The organism is Oceanicella sp., from assembly GCF_056449545.1.
Map to the genome: position 1 here is coordinate 1 of NZ_JBWOMN010000076.1, position 21,781 is coordinate 21,781.

14 protein-coding genes are annotated in these 21,781 nt (G+C 70.9%); all 14 read right to left on the minus strand.

All coding sequences use genetic code 11. The features are described 5' to 3' along the window. The coding region (locus AC1HC7_RS11115) for a DUF3095 family protein (protein ID WP_479499024.1) at positions 1 to 1,052 on the minus strand (1,052 nt) is incomplete at its 3' end. 296 nt (positions 1,053 to 1,348) lie between these two features. After that, positions 1,349 to 4,378 carry a DUF6519 domain-containing protein gene (locus AC1HC7_RS11120; protein WP_479499025.1) on the minus strand — a complete coding sequence of 1,010 codons (3,030 nt, stop codon included), beginning with the start codon at positions 4,376 to 4,378 and terminating at the stop codon, positions 1,349 to 1,351. 57 nt (positions 4,379 to 4,435) lie between these two features. Then, positions 4,436 to 6,520 carry a hypothetical protein gene (locus tag AC1HC7_RS11125; RefSeq protein ID WP_479495202.1) on the minus strand — a complete coding sequence of 695 codons (2,085 nt, stop codon included), beginning with the start codon at positions 6,518 to 6,520 and terminating at the stop codon, positions 4,436 to 4,438. Next, positions 6,520 to 9,219 carry a putative baseplate assembly protein gene (locus tag AC1HC7_RS11130; protein WP_479495203.1) on the minus strand — a complete coding sequence of 900 codons (2,700 nt, stop codon included), beginning with the start codon at positions 9,217 to 9,219 and terminating at the stop codon, positions 6,520 to 6,522. The genes AC1HC7_RS11125 and AC1HC7_RS11130 overlap by 1 nt, the downstream gene beginning before the upstream one ends. Then, complete coding sequence (locus AC1HC7_RS11135; protein ID WP_479495204.1) at positions 9,216 to 11,708, minus strand: putative baseplate assembly protein; 2,493 nt, start codon at positions 11,706 to 11,708, stop codon at positions 9,216 to 9,218. The genes AC1HC7_RS11130 and AC1HC7_RS11135 overlap by 4 nt, the downstream gene beginning before the upstream one ends. Positions 11,709 to 11,710: 2 nt before the next feature. Continuing rightward, on the minus strand, positions 11,711 to 12,082 hold the full coding sequence (locus AC1HC7_RS11140; RefSeq protein WP_479495205.1) for a GPW/gp25 family protein: 372 nt from the start codon (positions 12,080 to 12,082) through the stop codon (positions 11,711 to 11,713). A gap of 13 nt (positions 12,083 to 12,095) precedes the next feature. Next, a complete protein-coding gene (locus tag AC1HC7_RS11145; protein ID WP_479495206.1) occupies positions 12,096 to 12,425 on the minus strand; it encodes a hypothetical protein in 330 nt (109 codons plus the stop codon). Beyond that, a complete protein-coding gene (locus AC1HC7_RS11150; protein ID WP_479495207.1) occupies positions 12,425 to 12,928 on the minus strand; it encodes a phage baseplate assembly protein V in 504 nt (167 codons plus the stop codon). The genes AC1HC7_RS11145 and AC1HC7_RS11150 overlap by 1 nt, the downstream gene beginning before the upstream one ends. Continuing rightward, positions 12,925 to 14,067, minus strand: a complete 1,143-nt coding sequence (locus AC1HC7_RS11155; protein WP_479495208.1) for a hypothetical protein — start codon at positions 14,065 to 14,067, stop codon at positions 12,925 to 12,927. Before AC1HC7_RS11155 ends, AC1HC7_RS11150 begins: the two co-directional genes overlap by 4 nt. A gap of 4 nt (positions 14,068 to 14,071) precedes the next feature. Next, positions 14,072 to 14,359, minus strand: a complete 288-nt coding sequence (locus AC1HC7_RS11160) for a hypothetical protein (RefSeq protein WP_479495209.1) — start codon at positions 14,357 to 14,359, stop codon at positions 14,072 to 14,074. A gap of 12 nt (positions 14,360 to 14,371) precedes the next feature. Then, entirely contained in the window at positions 14,372 to 15,022 is a 651-nt protein-coding gene (locus tag AC1HC7_RS11165) for a CIS tube protein (protein WP_479495210.1), read from the minus strand. Between the two features lies 1 nt (position 15,023). Next, complete coding sequence (locus AC1HC7_RS11170; protein ID WP_479499026.1) at positions 15,024 to 20,240, minus strand: eCIS core domain-containing protein; 5,217 nt, start codon at positions 20,238 to 20,240, stop codon at positions 15,024 to 15,026. Then, positions 20,237 to 20,488 (minus strand): hypothetical protein, encoded by a 252-nt coding sequence (locus AC1HC7_RS11175; protein ID WP_479495212.1) that lies wholly within the window; start codon positions 20,486 to 20,488, stop codon positions 20,237 to 20,239. The genes AC1HC7_RS11170 and AC1HC7_RS11175 overlap by 4 nt, the downstream gene beginning before the upstream one ends. Continuing rightward, positions 20,485 to 21,781 (minus strand): ATP-binding protein (locus AC1HC7_RS11180; protein ID WP_479499027.1); only part of this gene is annotated, 1,297 nt, incomplete at its 5' end. The genes AC1HC7_RS11180 and AC1HC7_RS11175, both read right to left, overlap by 4 nt.

Genomic DNA, 21,781 nt, shown 5'->3' on the forward strand with positions numbered 1-21,781 from the left:
TGGTCCTGCCGGTGCATGCCGAACACGCAAAGCCCGCGCGCCTCGGCGGCCTCCAGCAGCGCTTCGATTCGATCAGCGGCCTGGCGCGAACAATCGGCGGTCAGGCGCAGCCCGTCGTCGAATTTGCGGAAATCCGAATTCTGCGCCAGCACCCGGCGATAGCGCGCCGGGTCCAGCCCCCCGGCGCTGAACCCGGTCTGAAACAGCAGCCAGCCGATCAGCGCCTCGCGCCGGATCGGCTTCAGCGCCGCCGCGGCGCCGCCCGCGCCCCTCGCCGCGCCGGCCTCCAGCCGCAACGCGGCGCGCGACAGCGTGGCGCGCAGCCCCTTGCCCGCCGCCGGGTTTTCGCTGCGATCCTCGCGCGCCAGGATCGCCAGCACCTCGCGGGTCAGCGCCGCGAAGGCCGCATCATCCGCCGCGCCGCGCCCCTGATCGACGATCAGCGACAGGATCAGCCCGTGGCGCGCCTTCATCGGCGCCCAGCGGCAGGACAGCCCGGCCAGATCGGCGCGCGCCCCCGCATCCGCCTCGGCCAGCAATCCGCGCCCGGCCTTCATTTCATCCGTGGCCCAGCGCGCGCCGCCGCCCGCGAACATGGCAAAGCTCACATGCGGCGAGGGCCGGTGGCGGGCGATGCTCAGTTCATGCCCCGCGGCGCGGATCGCGGCGACCTCGAACGCCGCCACCCGCAGATCCAGCGCCAGTTCCTCGCGGGCCCAGACCCGCACCGCCGCCAGCGCGGCCGTCAGCGCCGCGCTCCGCCCGGGCGGGGCCGCCAGCGTTGCGCCGTCGCCGCCGAAGGCGAAGGGGAACGAGCGCCGCCCCAGCGCGTTGGTCGCCGCCGCGATCACCGCCGCGCCGGCCATGTTGACCTGCTTGTAGCGCCCCTCGGCCACCGCCTGCGTCGAATGCACCACGTCGGCGGTCATGGTCACCCAGTCATCGGGGGCCGGGTGATACCGTGCCGGGTCGCCGACCTCGGCGAAATCGTCGAACGGCGCGATGGCGTCATAGAAGGCGAAATCCGCGTCGTCGCGGGCGGGTTCGGTCATCGGGGAAATTTCATCTGAACCCGGGCGCTCCCGTCTCGATGGAGGTTGATGCGGAACCGGGCCCTGAATCGGCGGGTTTGAATTGGCGGGCCCGGACTCGGCGGGTCTTGAATCGGCGGGAGGGCTGAAATGGAAAGAGACGCGGTTTACCCCGCGCCTCACCCTCATTCACACCGGGAGTCGAACCCTGAACCCGAAGACATAGCGACGAGCCGTAGATACCACCAACGATCATTCGACCGAGCGCGAAAGTTCCCGGTCACCATACCCGACACGCCGCCCTGCGGTCAATGCATTCAGGGCCATTGATCGACCCCGGGCGCCAGTTCCAGCCGCTGCGCCACGTCGCGCATGCCGTTGCCGCCGACGATCCATCGCCCGCCCGGTTCGGGAAACCGGTCGTCCAGCGCCGGCATCACCGACACCCCGATCGACAGATCGCTGAGCGCGTTGCGCATGATCCCCAGCATATGCCCGCGCCAGCCATAGGTCCGCACCCCGTGCCACAGCGCGTCGCGGCTGCCGCTTGCCGGGCCGCGCACCTCGTTGGCGGTGACATCGAGGCTGCGCACATGCCCCAGATACACCCCATGCGCGGGCAGCGAGGGCGCCGGCGGGCTCAGCGCGATGCGGTTGCGCTCCACCACCGCGCGCTCCACCAGGTTGCGCGGGGCCCGGCTGCGCCAGTTCGGCGGGTTGGGGTCGCTGGCGGCCGAGGCGGCGATGCGCACCCCGTGCTGGGCGCCCTCGATGCGGTTGCCGACCACCTGCGCCTCCTCGACATCGGGCCCGGCGATCACCACGCCCTCGTAGAAGTACGGCGTCTCGGCGATGCGCCGGGTGAAGGCGCGAAAACCGTTGAACACCTGCCCGCCGACGGTGACCTCGCCGTCGTTGCGAATGGCCATGCGCGCGGCGTTGAGCAGATGCGCCTGCATCTCCGGCACGGCGCGAATCTGCAGATCGGCCGCGCGGTCGAAATAGTCCGCGACGGCGCCCGCAGCCAGCGGATGGGTGACGAACCGCGCCCCGGCGCCGCCGGTCAGGCGCACGTCCACCGGCACGGCGAGCGCCATCAATTCGCCGCCGGCCAGCGCCGGCTGCGCCGCCATCCGCGCCGTGATCCCGCCCGAATCAGCGCCCGAATCAGCGCCCGAATCAGCGCCGCCGGGCGCCCGCAGGGGCCGCATCCCGGTCTCCAGCGCCCGCGCCCGCGCCGCCTCGCGGACGCTCAAATCACCGCCGGCGATGGCGCCCCGGCCGCCGCCGCCGGCAGCCGGGGCGCCCCCGCCCGCCGGCGCCGCCAACGCATCCTCCCCGGCGCGCAGCGGCGTGGCGTTCACCCCGACCATGCCGCGTGCGATCAGCGCCACCAGCGCGCCGTCGGCGCGCAGGCGGTCCAGCACCACCTGCGCGGGGACCGGGGCGGCGAAGATGCGGTTGTTCTCGACCACCGCGCGGCTGGCGGCGATGATCTGCACCCCCACCTGCCCCTGCCCGACCCGCAGCCGGCAATCGCGCACCCGCACCGGGCCGGACCGGTTCAGCCCGTAGACCGCGATGCATGACGCGCGCCGATACGGCCCCGCCCGGCAGGCGGCGTTGACCCGATCCACCGACACCTCGCCGCAGTCACGGATGGTGACCGCCCCGAGCCGCCCGGAATTGCGCCCGCTCGATCCGATCCGCCCGCCATTGACCGCGAAATCGCTCAGCGAGACCGAGGCGCAGCCGACGATCTCCAGCGCCGCCTCGTCGCCGCCCACGGTCAGCAGGCTCTGCGGCCCGGCGCCCGAAACGCTCACATGCCGCAGCCCGGCGATGCGCAGGGTCTGCTGCAACTGGAACATGCCGCCGCCAAGGCAGACATGCGCATCCGAACCCGGCGCCAGCGCGTTGATCCCGGCGACCAGTTCCTGCGCGTTGCCGGCGAAGACGGTGCATTTGCCGCGGCCCCGGCGACACAGCGAATCGATCGCCTGCTGCACGGTGTCGGCGCCCAGCGAACAGGCGTCATCGTCGAAATAGACGTCGCTGGCCTCGATGCAGGTCAGCCGCGGGAACAGCGCCCGCAGATCCACCACATTGCCGATCCCGGTCCCCGAGCGGCGCGCCAACGCCAGCGGCGCGACCCGCCGCCCCCAGCCGAAAGCCGGGATCGGCGCGTCGTCCGCGGCGGGATAGGGCGGCCAGTCGATGGCGCCGGTGGCGGCGCGCGCCGGGATCACCCAGTAATCGCCCACGCGATAGCGGCCATTGACGAAGCTCACCTGGATGCCGTGCTCCAGCAGCGTCGGCGTGGTGCGCAGCTGCAGCCCCGAGGCGGGCGAACCGGCCGGATGATCCCAGCGCCGCACCTTGGGTTCGATCATCGCCGCGAAGGCCGGGATCGCCGGCGCGAATGTGGCGACGCCGTCATTCAGGGTCATGCGGGTCAGCCGACCCGCCCGGCCGTTGAAGCGGTCGGCGGCGTCATAGACCTCGACCCAGCCGCCGGACACGAAGCCCAGCGCCTCGTCCTCGCGGTCGCCCTGAAGCACGAAGGCGCCATCGGCGTCCTGCGCCAGCGCCGCCACCACCGATCCGTTTTCGCGCGACCACACGAACCGCGCCTGCCCGCGCGGGCCGCCGCGGATGATCTCGATGCGGTAAAGCTGGTTCTCCTGGCTCAGATACCCGGCCTCGGGCGGGATAAGGCAATCGGCGTCGTCGTCCAGTTCCGCGGCCGGCGCGGTCTGCGCGCGCATCGCCCCGGTCCCGGTCGCCCAGTCGGCCAAGTCCAGCGCCACGCCCTTGCGCGCATCGGCGATGGCCTGCGCGCGCGCCGCGCCGACGAAGGGGTTGACCATCGCCCCCACCCGCCAGCGGATCCGCACCCGCGTCGCGGTGTCGGGGCCGCCCAGGGCCGGTTCCAGCAATCGCTCGTCGTCAAGCGCGCTCACATGTTCGCGCCAGGCCTCCAGATAGATCAGCGCCTCCTGACCGTTGTTCAGGATATCGGTCAGCGGTTCGGGCGTCACCGGCGCGTCCTGATCGGCATAGGTCACGGCGGCGCGGTTCTCGATCAGCGCGCCGTCGATGTAGAACCGCCCGGCCGAGATCGAAAACCCGCCCGGCGCCGGGCTGATGGCGAACCCGCCGCCTTCCTTTGGCGCGCCGCTGCGTCCGATCACGTCGCCAAGCGCCGTTTCCGCGCGCAGCGCGGTCAGCGTCGCCTGCTCGTTCCAGTCGGCGTCGGTGTGCAGCCTCCCCTGTTGCATGAGAACGCCCGCATAGCCCCGCGCCGCGGCGTTGGGGAGCGTCCAGCGGCTGAAATCACCTTTCATCGCATCCTCCGTTCTTGACGTTTGCTGTCCCGCGCGACCGCGCCGGCCGACATGGCCTCAGGTTTCATGAAACACCCCCGCCTCGCGTCCGTAGCGCAGGAATTCGCCGATGATCCGGCGCAGATTGTCGTCGCGGGCCTGATGGGCGGCGCGGTTCCACACCCCCATCTCGCCGCCGTTCTCGGCGCCGCGCATGATCGCGTCGCGGGTCTGCGGGCGCAGCAGCAGATAATCCGCGTCCACGTAGCGCTGGCTGGCGAACAGCGGCGGCGGCGCGGCGACGCAGCGATAGCGGCGCGGGGTCTGGGACCCCGGCGGCACGAAGCAGAACCGCAGGCAGCCGATCTGGCGGCGCGTCGCCTGCACCGGGACCGCGCCGCCGCCCAGAAAGATCGTGTCGCCGGTGACGGCGCTGGCCTCGGCGTCGGTCTCCACCGCCAGCGGCCCGCCCCCGTCGCCGCCATCGCCGAAGGCGCCGCAGCGCAGCCGCCCGATCACCGTGCAGCGATCCAGCCGCAGCACGTCGCGCAGCGCCCCGGGAACCGGGCGATAGGCCATGGCCGCCGCGCCGCCCGCGTCGATGGCGCAATCCACGAACCGCGCATCCATGTCCGTCGCCACCCGCACCGGCCCCGTCACGCAGCGTTCCGCCAGCAGGGACGCCCCCGGGCACAGCGCCCGCAGCGCCACCACCCCCGGATTGACCGGATCGCCAAGGCGGTCGAGGCTCTGCCCCGGCACCAGCGTGCAGTCGCGCAGCGTCAACGCCGCCGCCGGACCGGTCATGCGCAATTGCCCGCCATGCAGCCGCAGCCCGCTCAGTTCCAGCGACGCGCCCTCGCCCAGCGCGAAGCGCAGCCCGCCGGCGATGTCGAGCGTCGGAAACGCCCCGTCATCGGCCACCAGCCGCAGGGTCTCGCCCGCCGCCACCGGGTGATCGCCGCTCAGCGCATAGGGGCCGGTGGCGCTCAGCACGATCACCCCGCCGCCCCCGGCCGCGGCGATGGCGGCGCCAAGATCGCCCCCGGGCGCAACCGTCGCGTCGGGCGCTTCGATCGAGCCGATCGCCGCGTCGCGCGAATGCTCGCCGCCGCCGATATCCTCGACCCGCCCGAACCAGCAGCTGACCGACACCGGCCCGGCGCGATTGCGCCCCAGCACGAAACGCCCCAGTTCCGGATCCAGCAGCGTGAAATCATCCTGGGGCAGCCGGTTCCAGATCGGTTCGACCCCGCCCCCGGCCCGGTCGCCCAGATGCGCCACCTTGATCTGCGCCAGCGGAATCGCCCCGTCGCGCGCGCGGATTTCAACGGCCCGCCCCGGCCCGTACCAGGCCCCCGGATCCTCGGCCATCAGCGCGCGCGAGATCGGGGCCGGGACCTGCGATTCGCCCAAAGCCGCGCCGAATCCGGGGCGCGCGGCGCGCGGCGCGTAAAGCGGCGCGTCGCAGCCCAGCGGGTGAAACCGGTAGTCGCGCCGCGCGGGCCGCACCCGCGCCACCCGGTGCCGGGTGATCGCATAGGGTTTCAGCCGCCAGACATGCACCCCGATATTGGGCAGGTTCCACCTGCCCGCGCCAATGGCGATGCGCCGCATCTCGGCGCTGCGCGCGTCGCGCTCGAACACCGAGCCGATGCGCGCCAGCGCCCCCTTGTCGCGCAGATCGACAGCCCCGCCCCAATCGTCATGCACCAGCCGCAGCGATTGCGAACAGACCAGACGGCGCCAGTATTCCACCGCCGCGGCGGGCCAGTTCGAGGCGTCGGCGGCGGCCTGCTCCAGCGCGGCCAGGGCGCCCTTGCGCTGACGCAGCGGGATGGCGTTGGCCACCTGCGCGCGCATGTCCAGCCCGTCGGGGATCTCGCCCAGCCCGCGGACGCCGATCAGGTCGCCCAGATACGGGATCATCCAGGGCGCGGCGGTCTCGATGAAGAAATCATCGTATAACCGGTCGATCTCCGCCTCGGTGATCTGCGCTTCGCGCGCGATCAGCGACACCAGGGTCTTGAGCGGCCCGAAATCCTCGGCGTCGCGCGGATCGCCGGGGGCGACGCGGCCCTTGACCCGCTGCCCCGCCTCCACGTCGCGCAGCCGCAGGATCGCCGGCAGAAGATCGAAGATGCGCTGGGTTTCATAGGCCATCACGCCACCTCCAGCACGGCCGGTTCAGGGGCCAGGGTCAGCAGCTCCGCCGGCTCCGGCGCGCCGCGCAGCCCCGGGCGCGCCGCCGCCGCGATCAGGCGCTTTTCGCGCGATTCCGGCTGGTCCGAGCGATGCAGCAGGTCCAGATCCACCCCCAGCACCCCCGCGACCCCCTGCAGGGCGGCCATCACCTCGGCCCGGCTCACCCCCTGCCCCAGCGCCCGGGCGTCAAACCCGAAGCGCGCGCGCAGCGCCGCCTCGCCGGCCGCGAACACGTCGTCGGGCAGATACGCCGCGTCGATGTAAAGCCGCGCCGCAATCCGGAAATGCGCCGGGCGGTGATTGCGCAGGCTGACCTTGACATCAGCCTCGCCCGCCGCCCGCAGCGCCGCCAGCAGGTTCTTCATGTCCTCGCCGGTCTCGGGCAGCAAGGCCCCGCCTGTCCCCGCCACGGTGATCTGGATCGGCCGCGAGAACCCGTCAAAGCTCCAATCCGCGCGCGCCTTGGCGATCGAGGCGAAGCCGCGCGCGAAATCCTCGTAATCGCGCAGCGACACCACCCGGCCCAGGGTCAGCACCTTCAGCGGCGCGTTGACGCGGGCGTCTTCCAGCGCCTCGGCCGGGGCGCCGCCCGCCGGGGCCTGCGGGTTGACCACGCCCTTCAGCCCGGCGGGCCTGGCGGCGATCAGCGACAATTGCCGCGCCTCCAGCATGCCCTCCTCGCCGGCGCCCTTGCGATAGACCGCCTCCACATTGCCCTGCCCGGTGGGCAGCCGCGCCCCGGTGATCCCGTCGCCGAAGATCACCCGCGCCGCGCCGTCCTCGCCCATGCGCAGCACATAGACCCGATCCTCGCGCCCCAAGCCGCGAAAATCCGGCGCCTCGTCCCAGCGCACCCCGTCGACCCGGATCTCCAGCGCCGCCGCCATGCCGCTTTCGCTGCGCGCCGCGACGAAGGTCAGCGGCGCGTTCTTCAGCGCGAAAGCCTGGAACGACGCCGAGGCGTCGCCGTCGCCCAGAACCTCGGCCATGGTCTCGCCATGGGTGGCCTCGGCCACATTGGCGTTCATCACCACCGTGTCGCGCACATAGCGGCGCGCCAGCTCCGCGGCGAAGGTCAGCACCGAACGCCCGTCCACCAGCCGGTTGTCGGCGATCTCCTTGACCTCGGTCTCGAACACCCCGGCCAGATCCGCCCGCTCGCCGGTCAGCGCCACCTTCTTGCCCGGCAGCAGCGACAGATAGGGCGCGTCCAGCTCCACCTCGTCGGCGCCGATGTCGCCCGACGCCGCGCCCACCGCCGCGTCGATCACCAGATCCGCCAGGCTCAGCGCTTCGGGCGCCGCCAGCACCGTCGCGCCGCGGGTGCGGAAAGACGACAGATCGACGGTCCCGCCGCTGCCGCTCAGCCCCTGTTCGGGCAGGGTCAGCCGCGTCACCTTGGCGCTCAGCCCGTAGGCCTCGACGCTGACGCTCTCGACCCCGTCGACCTTGACCCAGGCCTCGGCGCCGCCCTGGCGCAGCACCACCACGCTGTCCTCGACGATCTCGTCGTATTCGCGGTCCAGAAACAGATGCACGGCGTTCGCCGGCGCCGCTTCGCCCGCATGGCCGGCGGTCTGGGCGACAGTGCCCGGCTGCACCGGCAGCGTGTAGGCCGTGCCGGTGACACCCGTGCCGTCCACCACCGGCGTGGTCAGCTTGACCACCGCGTTATGCCCGAAACAGGCGGCCTTCACCCGCATCGCGTGGGGCAGCACCGGGTCGGGCGTGAAGGCCGGCAAGGCGATGATCGCCGCCGTCAGCGCCGTCAGGCTGACCCCGGTCAGCGCCGTGGTGGCGCTCAGCCCCGCCAGCGACCAGCTCTGCCCGGCGACATTGGCGGCCAGCGAGGTCGAGGTCACCGCCTCGCCGCTGCTCCAATAGGCGAACAGCGGATAGGCCTGGACGAAATACGCCGCCGGCTGGGGCGGGTCGGACACCAGCGCCGCATGCACCCGCCGCCCCTCGCCCTCGCGGGTGAAGGACACCCGGCGCACCAGCGACGCGGTCTCTCCCTCGGGCGCGATCGGAACCGGATCGCCGCCCCGCAGGAACAGCACCGGATCGCCGATTTTCACCCTCGCGGACTCGGGGGTCAGGACGATCTCGGTGCTTGAACCATGCAGAATCTGCTCACGCGTGAGACGCGGTCGCATGGCGTTCCAGTCGGCCCGCGCGGTCAGGGTTTCGACGGTCTCGAAATACTGCGGCGCCTCGCCGTCGCGCGGGATCGAACGCACCCCGATCGGGGCCGGATACTCCAGCACCGCCTCGGGCGCGTCCCCCGGCTCCGCCTCGAAGGCGAAGAAAACCGAGGCCGCCTTCGCCGGGGCCAGCTCATAGCCGATCAGGCGGGCCAGGTTGCGCAGCGATCCCCGCTCGGTGGCGGTGCGCAGGCAGCTCTCGTTGGCCGAGCGTTCCACATAGAAGGCCAGCGTGTCGCAGACCCCGGCCCAGGCGTCGAGCAGCGCCAGCGTGAAATCCCCCTCCTCGCGGGATCGCAGCTCCGACAGGCCGGGGCGGTTGGCGCTCGACAGCCCGCGGATCATCGCCTCGCGGAACTGGCTGTGGACGCCGATCCGGCGGCTGAGCGCGCTCAGCCCCGGGCGGTTGGACACCGCCGCCGGCGTCGGTTTCTCAGCATTGAAAAAGCTCATCTGCCGCCCTCCGTCACGATGTTGAGCGCGCCCTCGCTCGGCCGGTTGGGATCGTTGGCGAGGATCGGGATCTCGCGCCGTCCGAAGCGCAGCACCCCGTCGTCGATGCCGCTTTCGGCCCGGCCGGCGCGGCGGAACCGCGACACCACGACATCCGCGACCCCCTCGACCGCCAACGCCGCCTCGGCGATGCGCGACAGGTAGATGTCGGCCCCGAAACTGATGTTGTCGGGATGAAAGAACCCCCGCCGACCGGCCTCGGTCAGCCCCGGCGCGAAGGCGTCCGCCGCCGCCTCGGCCACGGTCTCGGCGAAATGATCCGCCGCCACGCACAGCGTCAGGTCGATCTCCAGCGGCACATAGATCGGATCGTCGACGGCAAGATCATGCCCCATCAGCCGGAACGGTTCGAGATAGTCCAGCAGCTCCTCGCGGAACGCGTCGTCGACGGCCCCGCCGCCGATCCGATCCACGGTCAGGAAGATCGCCGGCCAGGACCCGATCCAGCGCTTGCGCGCCTGCGCGCGCTGCACGTCCGGGCGCGCCGCCAGCAGGGTCTGGTAATCCGCCAGCGTCACCGCGCGCTTCAATTCGCGAAACGCCACCGGCGCGCGCTGGCGGGTCTCGGCCACGGTCTCGCGCCGCTGGCCGCCGCTGGCGGGCAGCGGGTTGGACACGCCGGCGATCTCGAACCGGTCGGTGAGCACATGGGCCAGCGCCCCGGCCCCGACATTGCCCGCGACCCCGGTCCCGACGCGGTAGCTGGCGTCGAAATGCTCGCCGCCCTCGGGGCGCCGCCCCCGGACATTGTCGCCGAAACGCAGGCGCGCGGCGCCGTCGGATTCGACCTCGGCCACGAAACTGCGCGTGGCTTCGGCGGCCCCGAGCAAGCTGCGCGCCGGCGACCAGGTCACCGCGTCGGCATCCGTGATCGGCGCGATTTCCGACGATCGCAAGGTGATGGCCGGGGTCGCCTGCGCCGGATCCAGCCGCGCCAGCGCCGCGGCGCTGATCGCGGATTGCGGATCATGGGGGGGCGGCGCGAAAGTCAGGTCCTTGCGCGCCAGACGCGGCGCGAAGACCCGCGGGCGGTTCAGCGCGGCCAGTGTCTTGGGTTCGTCCGGTTCGCCCTCCGCCGGCGGCAGGTCAGGATCGACAAGGCTTTCGGCGGTCCCCAGAAATTCCGGCTCGGGCAGCGAATACCCGTGATCGGCGACCACGATGTTGCCCAGCGCCTCGGCCATGGGCGGATCATCCGCCACCCGCCCGATGGCCAGATCGAAGCGCAGCGCGTCCTCGCTGGCCCAGTTCACAAGCAGGATGTTGAGCGCAACCGGCCCGTCGCCGGGATCGACCGTCGGTTCCAGCGGATCGACCAGCGATTGCGGATCGGCGATCAGCCGCACCGCCTGCCGGCGCACCGGGTCGGCGTCGGCCTCGCGCCCGGTCACCGGGTCGCGGCGCTGCGCCAGCACCAGCAGATCGCCGGCGCGCAGGTCGGCGGCGCCGGCGGGATCGCGCAGCCAGGCCCCGGTCGCCCCCTTGCGCAGCACCGCGTCGGAATCGCCCCAGTCATGGAAACGCAGCCGCGCGTTGCCCGCGACCAGCCGCGCGTCGTGGGAGGGTTCGAAAATCACCGCCCCCGCCGCCAGCGCCGCCGCCGCGCCCGCCGGCGCGACCCGCGCCCCGGTCAGCGCCTTGGTGCGGGTGGCGAAGGCCATGGACCCGCGCGGCGGGTTCGACCCCGCAACCCCGTCGGCCAGATGCACCTGCGCCAGCACCCGCGCCGAGACGCCGTTATGCATCTCGTAGCCCACCAGCCGCGCGTGGCGGGCGGCGGAGACCCGCAGCCGCGCGGTCTCCAGCGTCGATTCCGTATCCGTGAGGTCGAGCCGGTAGGACAGCTGATCCCCCAGCCAGGCCAGCAATTCCACCAGCGTCACCCCGAGATCGGCAGGGTTGCGGTCAGTCCAGTCCGGGGCCAGCACCGCCATGCGATCAAGGATCATCCGCCGGTAGCTGTCATAGTCGCGCGCCAGATAGTCGAGCCGCGGCTCGGCGCGCGGATCTTCAGGCGGGGCCGGCGGCGCGGCGCAGTCGAAATCCGTCGGGCAGTTGACCTTGAAGCTGAAATCTATGCTGCGCAGGATCGGATCGAACCCCGGCGCATCCGCGTCGATCGCCAGCGCGTAGGTGGAGAAATCCCCCGCCTGCGACACCCGCACCGTCAGAACCGCGCCGTCGCTGGCGACGCTCAGCACCTGCACGTCGCGCACCCGGTCGCCGCCGCTGACCGCGACCTGCGCCCGGGTCAGCGCCGGCCCCGCCGGCACGCCGCCGGCTTCGCCGGGCAGCGGCTTCACGAAGCTGACCCGCAGCAGGGTCTGGTCGGCGGGGTCCACCTCCAGCGCCTCGATGCCGTTGAAGGGCGCGGGCGAGGCGGCCAGCGCCTCGCGCCGCTCGTCAAGGAAACTGCGGGCCCGGGCCATGATCACACGCCCCCCGAATCGGGCTTGGCGAACACCTCGGTCACCCGTTCATCGGCGCCGCGCAGCGCGTAGGTGAGCGCGATGCGCAGCTCGCCCTCGTTGCGGCTGACCTCCAGCGATTCGACCGACACCAGGTCGGACAGGTAGCGCTGCACCGCGCTCTGCACCATGAATTCGGCGGCGTTGGCCATGGCCTCGGAATTGGCGTCGAACAGCAATTCGCGGATGCCGGAGCCGAAATCCGGGCGGTTCACGCGTTCGCCGGGGGCGGTGAACAGCACCGCCTCGATCAGGTTGCGCACATGGCGACGGCGGTCATCCGTGGTCGCCGTGCGCCCGGCGCCGCTGATGCGGAAGGGATAGTCGAGATGCATCGCGCGTTTCCCTCTATTGCCCGCGCACGCGGGTCTGCTGAACCACCGCCTGCGGGGCGCCCTGCGTGCCCATGGGGCCGATTGCGATCCCCGACGAGGTGGAAAGGATCGCCGGCGACCCCTCGATCCGCACCCGCGTCGCCGGCGTGGTCCATTGCACCGAAACGCAAGGCTTGGGCGCGGGTTCCGGCGTGGCGAACGGGCAGCCGGCGATGGTGTAGGCATGCGTCAGGTTCACCGCCGGCTGACCGCCAAGGCGCACCCGCGCGCTGGCCGAGGTCGGGTTCGCCTGCCCGCCATGGGTGCAGATCACCGTGGCCCCGAGATGCAGCAGGAAGCTCATCAGATCACCTCCAGCGCGCCGGAATTGACCGAGACCTGCGGGCCGGCGAGTTCCACCTTGGCCCCGCCCGCGGCCTCGACGGTGACGCCGAGCGCGGTGATGGTGACGCTGTCCCCGGCCACGGTCCTGATGGTCACCGGCGCGGCGGGGTTGAGCTCGTCGATGGAGATTTCCGCCACCGGGGTCTTGATCAGCTTTTGCGTGGGCAGGCCGCCGGGGCATTCGCCGCCGCCCCAGAAACAGCCGGCCCAGATCGGATAGTCGATGTCGCCGCCTTCGAATTCCACCCAGATATTGGCGCCGATGGGCGGGATCATGAAGAACCCCTCCTGACGGCCCGCATAGGGCACGCAGGGCATGGCCCAGTTCAGCACGTTGGTCCCGTAGACCGCGGGCACCTGCACCTGCAACCGGCCCATCTGGTTGGGGTCGATGTTGTTGACCACCGTGCCGCGATGCTTGCCGAAGCGGCGGTTGTCGCCGGGTTGCGGATGCTCGGTCATGGGATCACCGCCGGGGTGGTGGTCCCGGTCCCCTCGCGTTTCAGGGTGAAGGACTGCACCCATGATCCGCGCGCGATCTTGTGCACCACGTCCTTCACGTAATAAAATCCGTCATGGCCGAGCCCGGCGCCGCGCAGCCCCACCAGCTTGCGGGGTTCGAGCACCGCGCCGTAGCGCCCGGCGTCGAGATCGCCGGTCGCGGTCACCGTGTCGGTGGTGGCGTCGGATTGCGCCTGCGCCTGCCCCATGGCGTCGGATGCGCTGGGCGCGCCGTGGGTGCGGAACAGCCGGGTCATCGCCGTCGCCGGGTTGAACAGCGCGTTGTTGAGCGCCAGCGGCACGCGCAGCGGCGCAATGGAGCGCACCGGCATGGTCTGGCCGCTCTGGCGGTCCTGCACCTGCCCTTCGACATTGGCGGCCTCGGCGGCGGCGTTCTCGAATTTCAGATTGGCGACATTGGTCGCCGGGCCCATGTCGGTGGTGATGGCCTTTTGCGGCACGCCGAGGCGCGGCGGCGGCCCCCAATAGGCGATCGACGCCAGCGGCGCCGGGCCGGGGATCAGGGTGAACACCTGATCATGCCGCTTGGCGAGGTCCTTGAGATAGGCGTAATCCGTGGCCCGCTGCATGGGCACCCGGTCAAGCGGGTTGGGCCGTTCCGCCGACAGCGGCGGGATCACCATGGGGATCACCCCCAGCGTCGCATAGCGGGCCAGCACCAGCAGCGCGATCTCGCCGGGGCCCTGCGCGGGATGCGCGACCTCGCGCTCCTCGCGATCCATGGCGAAGGTCAGGTCCTTGCCGCGCACCACCAGCCTGGCCGGGCCGTCGCCCTCGGCGGGCTTGAACTCGGCGGCCTCGACGATGCCGTCCATCAGCACCTTGGGCATGATGCCGATGGAGGCCGTCAGCACCACCCGCGCCCCGGCCTGCAGGCCCGGCTCCAGGGTGATCGGATGCACCCCGGCCAGGGCCTCGGATTTCAGCGCGTTGAAGGTCAGCTCGAACCCCGAGCGTTCGGTGTCCGACACGGCGATTTCGGCCGAGGCCAGGGCCTGCATGGCCAGCAAGGGGGCCGGGCGCGCCAGCCCCTGCCCGATCAGCAGCGTCAGATGGATGCCGAGAACGCCGTCGAACATCGCCCTACTCCGGCCTGACCATCGCGACCGCCAGCTTGCGGCCCGGCCGGTCGGCGAGGGTCTCGGGATCCGGGTCGGGATTGGCGTCGGCGATGCGCCAGAAGGCGCGCGGGTCGCCATAGGCGCGGTTGGCGATCAGGTCGAGCCGGTCGCCGGGCTGCACGCCGGTCTCGGCCACCAGATCGCGAGGCGCGGGGATGATGCGGCGCGCAACGTAGGCGTGTTCGCGCCCCTCGGCGTCGATCCAGGACTTGATCGGCAATCTGGCGTAACGGCTGGTGTCCTCGAACATTCTCCTGCCCCCCTAAAAAAGTTTCACATCGCCGCCGAGCACCGCGCCCAGACCCTCGGCCTGACCGATGGCGGCCATGGTTTCCTTGATGATCTGGTGCGACAGGAACATGGCGTAGCCCGGATGGGTGATTTCGAGATCGGTGTAGCTCAGCACCTTCAGGTCGAGCCCGACCTTGGCGCGGATCGGGTTGAGCTGCGGATCGAAGGCCTCCTCGGTGATCGACATGCCGGCGAGCTTCACCGGCAGAATCCGCTGCTTGCCCCAGATGAACACCGTGAAGGGGCCCTTGGCGGGCAGGATTTCCACCGTGCCCAGCATCAGCAGGATCGAATTGGCGATCACGTTGGCCGATTGCGGGTAGATCAGCGTCTCCAGCGCCGCCAGCCGTGGATGCAGCCCGCTGGCGGTGGCGGTCGCGTCGCCCTTTTCCAGATCGTCGGTGGCGTCGAACACGCAATCCACCTTGATGCTTTCCTTGGGCGCGCCGGACAGGCGGAACGTCTCCTGCCCGCCCTCGCCGTCGGCGGCGCGCGCTTCGAGGGTGCGCGCCATGCTTTCGGGATTGATCTGGAAGGCGATCACCGTGGGGATCGGCAGCGGCGGGCGAAACGCCACCAGCGCGCCCTTGATCAGCCGGGGGGATCGGGTGTAGCCGGTCATGTCACTTGAACCCCTTCATGTCGGTTTCCAGATCGCCCAGAACCTTGTCGTAAACCTTCTTCGCGTCGGCCTTGAGCCCGGCATAGGTGGCGTTTCTGGAATGCGAGGTCAGGAAATACAGATCGAAATGGTCGCCCTTGGGCGCCGTCCCCAGGTCCTGCGCGCCCTCCCACAGCGTGGCGCGGCCGAAGGCCAGGATGTTGTCCCGGATCTGGGAGAATTCCTTGAGGTCGATGATCGAATCGTCGGCGGCGTAGTTGGCCACCTGCTTGCGCAACGCCTTGTGCCAGGCCGGGCTGGCGCTTTGCAGGGTGGTCCAGCCCAGCTTGGCGCCGTCCTCCAGCGTGCGCGCCTTCAGGCCGCCGGCATGGCCCTGCAGCACGTTGACCTTCGGGCGCGCGGCGCCGCCGTACCAGCGGGTCATGTCGGCCTTGCTGACAGGGGCGCTCCGCTCCACCGCCTCCACATGATCCTTGACCAGATGATCCATGCGCTTGGGGGTCACGCTGAACCCCTTTGCGCTGACGGTCGGCTTGAAGATCAGATCCGAAGTCGGGGTGCGCACCTTGTTCTGGAAATCGATCATCAGCTTCACGCCCGCGGCCGCCTTCGCCGCCCTGGCCGGCGGCAGCCCTGACAGCGATCTGGCCGAGGCCTCGATCGCCTTGGCCGCCAACTCGCCCTGAATCCATTCGTGATTGCCGGGCTTCACCGCGCGAATTCGATCCGACAGATGCGCGCGGTTCCTGGTGTAGCGATAGCTGTGCGCGTCCGAGGAGATCACCTGCAGGAAGGTTCCCTCCTTTCTGGCGGATTTCGGGTTGTCCGGGTCCTGAAGGGACACATAGGTGGCGGATCGCCCCAAGGCCGCGTCGCGCATCAGATCAAGCGCCTTGCCCGCCGATCCCGCCAGCGCTTTCTTGAACGCCTCGTCCGGCCCCTTCTTGTCGGCGGTCAACCGCAGCACCGCCGCCTTCGCCGCGCCCGCGTAATGCGCCTTGACGCCGGCGAGCGTCTTGTCGCTGGTCAGCAGGCCGACGATCGCGTCGTGATCGGATGTCCGCTTGTGCAGCTCCTTGAAAAAATACAGGGCCGCGAATTCCTTCGCCTCCAGGCCGGTGATGGCCGTGACCAGCTCCGCCTTGCCGTTGTCGGTGGCCGCCTTTTCGCCTGCGGTCTTTATATCCGCCAGCACCTTGGCATCGAGCGCGCCCACCCGCAGCACGCCGCCGGTTTCGCGCTTGAACGGCCAGACCCAGGAGGCGTTCCCCAGCTTCGCGAAAGCGACGCGGAACTGCGCCCAGTCGCGAATGCCGGCGACCTGCGCGGGTTTCCAGCCGCGGATCGCGATCTTGGCCTTGGGGATCAGCGCCGGGTGCATGTTGGCGGCCAGCATCGTGTCGAGCATCGCGCCCGGCGCCTGCGTGGCGCCCAGACCCAGCGCCTTCAGCACCGCCGACAGATCGGCGTTCAGCTTGGCGGCGGCGTCGGTGACCTCGCGGTCATTGGCCTTGTTGTCCTTGCCGGTCGCCTGTTCCTTTTGCTCCTCGCTGCCCTCGCGCTCCAGCGTCGACTCCTCGCCAAGCGCCTTCTTCGCCAGCGGCTGGACCTTGGGCAGCAGTTTTGCCGCCGCCGCATCGTCGATGGCGTGTTCGGGCTTCTTGCCGGCGTTCACCGCCGCCTTGATCCCGGCTGCCGTGCCCAGGCTGCGCAGCCAGGTTTCCACCGGCTGTTCGATCGAGCGCATGACCGGGATCGCCTTCATCCCCCGGGCCTTCAGCAGCAGCGTGTGCGACTGCCCGCCGCCGCTGAAGGTCAGCGGCTTCATCAGCGGTTCGTTCGCGCCCTTGCCCTTGGCGGCGCCCTTCCCCCCGCCCTTGCCCTTGCCGGTGAAGCGCGCGATCACCTTCCTGATCAGCTTGACGATGGCATCCTCGATCTTCTGACGCACCTTGGCGATGATCTTGCGCACCTTGCCCGCGACATTGCCAAGCCCCAGCAGCCGCGCGATCAGGTCGAGCACGATGGGCACGAGGTTGCCCAGCACCTTCTCGACCCCCGTCGCCGCCGGCTCGATCACCCCTTTGGCGATGTCGTACATGAAGCCGATGATCGTTTTCATCACCTCGATGATGCGCATGAACTGGTCCTTGAGGAACATCATCACGTTCCAGATGGTCATCACCAGCTTGATCAGCGCCCCCACCGGGTTGAACAGGCTGGCGAGCCAGGTCACCCCGGCGATGATGATCCGGGTGAGCACGAATTCCTTGATCTGCCCGAAGATCATGTCGCGCAGATTGCCCAGATCGGCCATGATCTTCTTCCACAGCGCGCCCCAGCCGCCGGTGATCAGCTCCTTGGCGTAGTCGACGAAGAACTCGATCCGGGCCACCGCCTTTTCGCCGAGGATGCGCACCGCCACGCGGCGGAACATGTCGATGGTGAGCCCGAGGATCTGGCGCCCCAGATCAAGCAACCCCATGAGATCGAATTTCTTCGGCATGGTGATGGTCCCGGCCATCGCCCCGGTGAGCCAGCCGATCACCCCCTTTTGCAGATGCACCAGGATGTTCTTGCCGAATTTCCGGAACCCCCCGACCACCGCCTTGACCAGATTGCCGAGAAACCCGACCGGGTCGTCGATGATGTCGCCAAGCGCGTCCACCGCCTTGGCGATCATCGCGTAGAAATCCGCCGGGTTGATGCCGAGCGCCTTCAGGATCGGCTCCAGGATCATCTTCGCCACCGCCGCCCAGTCGCCGGTGATCGCCGCCTTGGCCAGCGCCAGCGCCGCGTTGGCGATCGCCTGATAGGCGGCGAGCACCGCGTCCAGCGCCTTGCCCAGCGCGTCGAGCAGCGCGGTGATGCCCTTCTTCAGCCCGTCCGCCACCACGTCCACGGCCTTGGAGGCCACCTCCACCCCCTTGTCGATGGCCTTGTTCAGCGCCTTGGCGACGCCCGGAAAATGCTTTGACAGCAGCGCGTTGACGCCCGCCTTCAGCAGCTTTCCAAACCCCTTGATCGCCGACTTGATGGCCGTGGCTGCGAGGTCGATCAGCCCGACCACCGCCTTCTTGGCAAGATCGATGATGCCCTTGACCAATGATCGCACCGCGTCGAACACGTCGTTGATGAACTTGGTGAGCTTGTCGAACTGCTCGGCCACCCAGTCGGTGGCGCGGTCCCACCAGCTTTTCTTCTTGCTCTCGGATTTCTGGCGCTGCTTTTCGGCTTCGGCCTTCTTCTCGCCCTTCTCGACCTCGGCCTTGGAATCCTTCTCGGCCTGAACGTATTTCTCGCCCGCCTTCCTTTCGGTCTCGCTCACCTCGTCGTCGATCTTCTTCTCGGCGGCCTTGCGGTTGGTCTCCGTGTCGGTCTTCAGGTCCTTGACATGCTGGTCCTGTTCGTCGACTGCCGTCTGGCGCGCGGTCTGGATCTCGTCGCGCCCGGCCTTGACCTTGTCGCGCTGGGCCTTGTCGGCCTCGGCGTTGAGCTTCTTGCGATCCGCCTCGGCGGTCTTCACGCTGGCGTCGCGGTCGCGGTCGCGGTCGCCCACCGCCGTCTGCATCTTGCCCTGCGCCTCGGTCAGGCTCTGGGACATGCGCGCGGCGTGTTCCTGATCGAACAGCGCCACCACCACCGGGTCGAGGGTCTTGTCACGAAAATCCGACGCGCCCTCGACGCCGCCGCCGCCCTGGGCGATGTCCGGCGCGGCGCGGGGGTCGAGGCGGTTTTCCTCCTTCAGCGCCTTGAGGCGCACCTGCTCGGGCCCCGGTCCGTCGAGCACCGCCTTGGTCGCCTCGCGGCGCTTGGCGGTCGAATCCTCCAGCGCGCTCCTGCCCCGGTCCGCGACCTGCTTGGGATCGGTGGCGCCCTTCAGCGGCACCTTCGGCGGCTTGCCGGCGGAGGTGTCCACGTCCTTGTCGCTGGTCCCGATTTTTGCGAATGTCCGGCCCACACCCTCGGCGCCGCCGAAGCTGAAGAATTTCTTCAGGAAATCCAGCACCGTGCGGTTGACGTCGGCCTTCTTGGGCGTCGGCGTCGGGTCGATCTCGATTTTTGGGGTCTGGCCTTCGGGCGGGGTTTCGAGCGCCGCGGCCCTGGCCTCCGGGGTCTGCACCGGGGCGGCCGCGGGCAGATCGTCCTCGCCGGACATCTCGGCGTCGAATTTCGGCATCTCGGCGTCGAATTTCTGCTGCTCCTCGGCCGACAACCTCGCGGTCTCGCCTTCCAGCGCGTCGTGCTTTTGCGCCTTCACCGAGGGCGGCGCATCCTTGTAGGCGTCCATCAGCGCGTCGGCGTCATCGGCGGCGGCGAGCTTTTCCTGCGCCGCCTCCTGCGCCGCGGCGGCCGCCGCCTCGTCCACCTTGATCTCGGGCATGGCCGGCGGCGCGAAGGTCGGGACCGGGGCGTCGGGGATGTCGGCGCCCAGATCGCCCCCCCGTTCGGCGCCCCGTTCGCCCCCCCGTTCGCCCACCCGTTCGGCGCCCTGGTCCGGTTGCGGCGCGCCGCCCGGCCCGTCGGCGGCATCGGCCTGTTGCGGCGCCGGCGCGGCGCGCGCCTGATCGCCGGGGTCACCGGGTTCGTCGGGGGCGTCCGCCGCCTTGTCGAACGCCGCCGCCGGGGCGGGCTCGGCGACGATCTCGTCATCGCGCAGATCGTCCCCGCGCTTCAGCGCCGCCTCGCCGGGGGCGAGTTCCCGCACCGGCTGCGCGACCGCCGCGTCGCTTGCCGCGCCGTTCTGGACCCGGGTTTCGACCGCGTTCGCCTCGCGCTCCGCGGCGCTGTCCTGCGGGGCCACCCGATCCGCCGGCGCGCCGCCCGGCGCGGCCTGCAGAAGATGGGTCACCTCGTGGGCGAGCACCGCCAGCCCGGCGTCGGGGCGGGCCAGGATGCGCCCGTCCACCGCCGCCGCCTCGGCGCCCATGGCGTCAAGCGCCGCCACCGCCGCCGCGCCGCGCGCCAGTTCGACGCCCGAAAGATCGGCGTCGAACAACGCCTCCAGTTCGGCGCGGCGCGGCAGGGGATCGGCCTCCATGGCCGCGGCCTCGCGCAGGCGGTCCAGCGATGGGCGGTCCTGCGATGGGCGGGCGGCGTCGACCGCCTGCGGATCAACGCCGCGCGCCACCACGCTCAATGTCGGCTTGCCGCCCCGCCCGGCCCGGGGCCGCCCGGGGCGCACCCGGAGCCGCAGCTTCTTCGCCGTCGCGCTCATCGCGCCACCCGCCGGAACAGGGCCCGCGCCAGCGCCCGGCCGACGCCTTCGGGCGTGTCCGCCGAGGCCGGCAGCGCATCGAGCCGCACATCGCCGAAATCCCGGCTCCGCACGCCGTCCGGCAGCCCGTAGCGGTCCAGCAGATCCCCCAGCGTCGCCTTGAAGGCGGCGGCGGCGCGGCGCGCGGCGGCCTCGTCGAGCCCCTCGAATTCCAGCGCGTCGATCTCGATGACATCCGCGCCGCTCATCGCCGCCGCCCCCGCAGATCGGACTCGCCAAGGGTCTTTCCCAGCTTGGCGTATTCCTGCCGCGCGGCGGCGCGCATATGCGCCATGGAGATCGCCGCCCCCTCGCCCGCCGCCAGATAGGCGGCGGTCAGCGCGATCGACCGGATCGCCCCGCCGCTCAGCGACAGCCGCGCCAGGGCCTTGAAGTCAAGGTTCTCGACCGGCGCCGACTCGGGCAGCACGCTTTGCCAGATCGCCTCGCGATGGGCGGCGTCGGGGAAGGGGAATTCGACCACGAACCGGAACCGGCGCAGGAACGCCTCGTCTACGGACTCGCGCAGATTGGTGGTGACGATGGCCACCCCGTCATAGGCTTCGAGCCGTTGCAGCAGGTAGGCGGTTTCGTTGTTGGAATGGCGGTCGATGCTGTCCTTGACCTCGGCGGTGCGCTTGCCGAACAGCGCGTCGCCCTCGTCGAAGATCAGCACCGCGCCGGCGGCCTGCGCCGCGTCGAAGATGCGGGCGATGTTCTTTTCGGTCTCGCCGATGTATTTCGACACGATGGCCGAAAGATCGACGCGGAACAGGTCGAGCCCTCCCGCCTCGGGCCCGGCGCCCGGCCCCAGCTCAGCCGCCACGATCTCGGCGGCCATGGTCTTGCCGGTGCCCGAGGCGCCCGAGAACAGCGCCGCCAGCCCCAGCCCGCGCGGGCTTTTGGCGGCAAAGCCCCAGTCGCGGTTGACCTGGTCGCGGGTCTTGCGAAACGCCGCGATCTGTTCGAGCTGACGGCGTTGCGCCGGGGGCAGCGCCAGATCCGCCCAGCGCGCGGTCGGGCGGATGCGCTCGGCCAACCCGTCGAGCGCGCGCCCCGCCTCGTCGCGCGCCAGAGGCCAGAGTCGTGATTCGAGCCCCAGCGCCACGCTTTGCGCGGCGGCGCGCAGGGCCGGCGCCGGCAGGCTGAAATGCCGGGCGACCGCGGCGATCTCGGGCTCGATGCCGGTTGCGGCGGCGCCAAGCGCCTCGGTCCAGGCCTGCACGCCGGCGACCGGGTCGCGCGGCGGCGCAAACCGCGCCGGCGGACGGGCGATCTCAGGCGCCGGGCCGCCGATCAGAATGGCCGGCGCATGGACCCGCTCCAGCAGCCGGTGCAGCGGCGCCGGGTCCTCGCCCGGCGCGGCGACCGCCACCAGCCCCGCGCCCAGCAAGGCCATGTCCCGGTCGATCAGGCGCGCGACGCGGGCCGCCGCCGCCGTGTCGCGGGGCGCGTCGCCGGCGTCGAGCCGCCAGGCCCCGAGCCCCAGCAGCCCCAGCGCC

Excerpts from the sequence above, each read along its gene's own strand:
- AC1HC7_RS11120 (WP_479499025.1), bottom strand. The coding sequence starts at position 4,378 with ATGAAAGGTGATTTCAGCCGCTGGACGCTCCCCAACGCCGCGGCGCGG.
- AC1HC7_RS11125 (WP_479495202.1), bottom strand. The coding sequence starts at position 6,520 with ATGGCCTATGAAACCCAGCGCATCTTCGATCTTCTGCCGGCGATCCTG.
- AC1HC7_RS11130 (WP_479495203.1), bottom strand. The coding sequence starts at position 9,219 with ATGAGCTTTTTCAATGCTGAGAAACCGACGCCGGCGGCGGTGTCCAAC.
- AC1HC7_RS11135 (WP_479495204.1), bottom strand. The coding sequence starts at position 11,708 with ATGGCCCGGGCCCGCAGTTTCCTTGACGAGCGGCGCGAGGCGCTGGCC.
- AC1HC7_RS11140 (WP_479495205.1), bottom strand. The coding sequence starts at position 12,082 with ATGCATCTCGACTATCCCTTCCGCATCAGCGGCGCCGGGCGCACGGCG.
- AC1HC7_RS11145 (WP_479495206.1), bottom strand. The coding sequence starts at position 12,425 with ATGAGCTTCCTGCTGCATCTCGGGGCCACGGTGATCTGCACCCATGGC.
- AC1HC7_RS11150 (WP_479495207.1), bottom strand. The coding sequence starts at position 12,928 with ATGACCGAGCATCCGCAACCCGGCGACAACCGCCGCTTCGGCAAGCAT.
- AC1HC7_RS11155 (WP_479495208.1), bottom strand. The coding sequence starts at position 14,067 with ATGTTCGACGGCGTTCTCGGCATCCATCTGACGCTGCTGATCGGGCAG.
- AC1HC7_RS11160 (WP_479495209.1), bottom strand. The coding sequence starts at position 14,359 with ATGTTCGAGGACACCAGCCGTTACGCCAGATTGCCGATCAAGTCCTGG.
- AC1HC7_RS11165 (WP_479495210.1), bottom strand. The coding sequence starts at position 15,022 with ATGACCGGCTACACCCGATCCCCCCGGCTGATCAAGGGCGCGCTGGTG.
- AC1HC7_RS11170 (WP_479499026.1), bottom strand. The coding sequence starts at position 20,240 with ATGAGCGCGACGGCGAAGAAGCTGCGGCTCCGGGTGCGCCCCGGGCGG.
- AC1HC7_RS11175 (WP_479495212.1), bottom strand. The coding sequence starts at position 20,488 with ATGAGCGGCGCGGATGTCATCGAGATCGACGCGCTGGAATTCGAGGGG.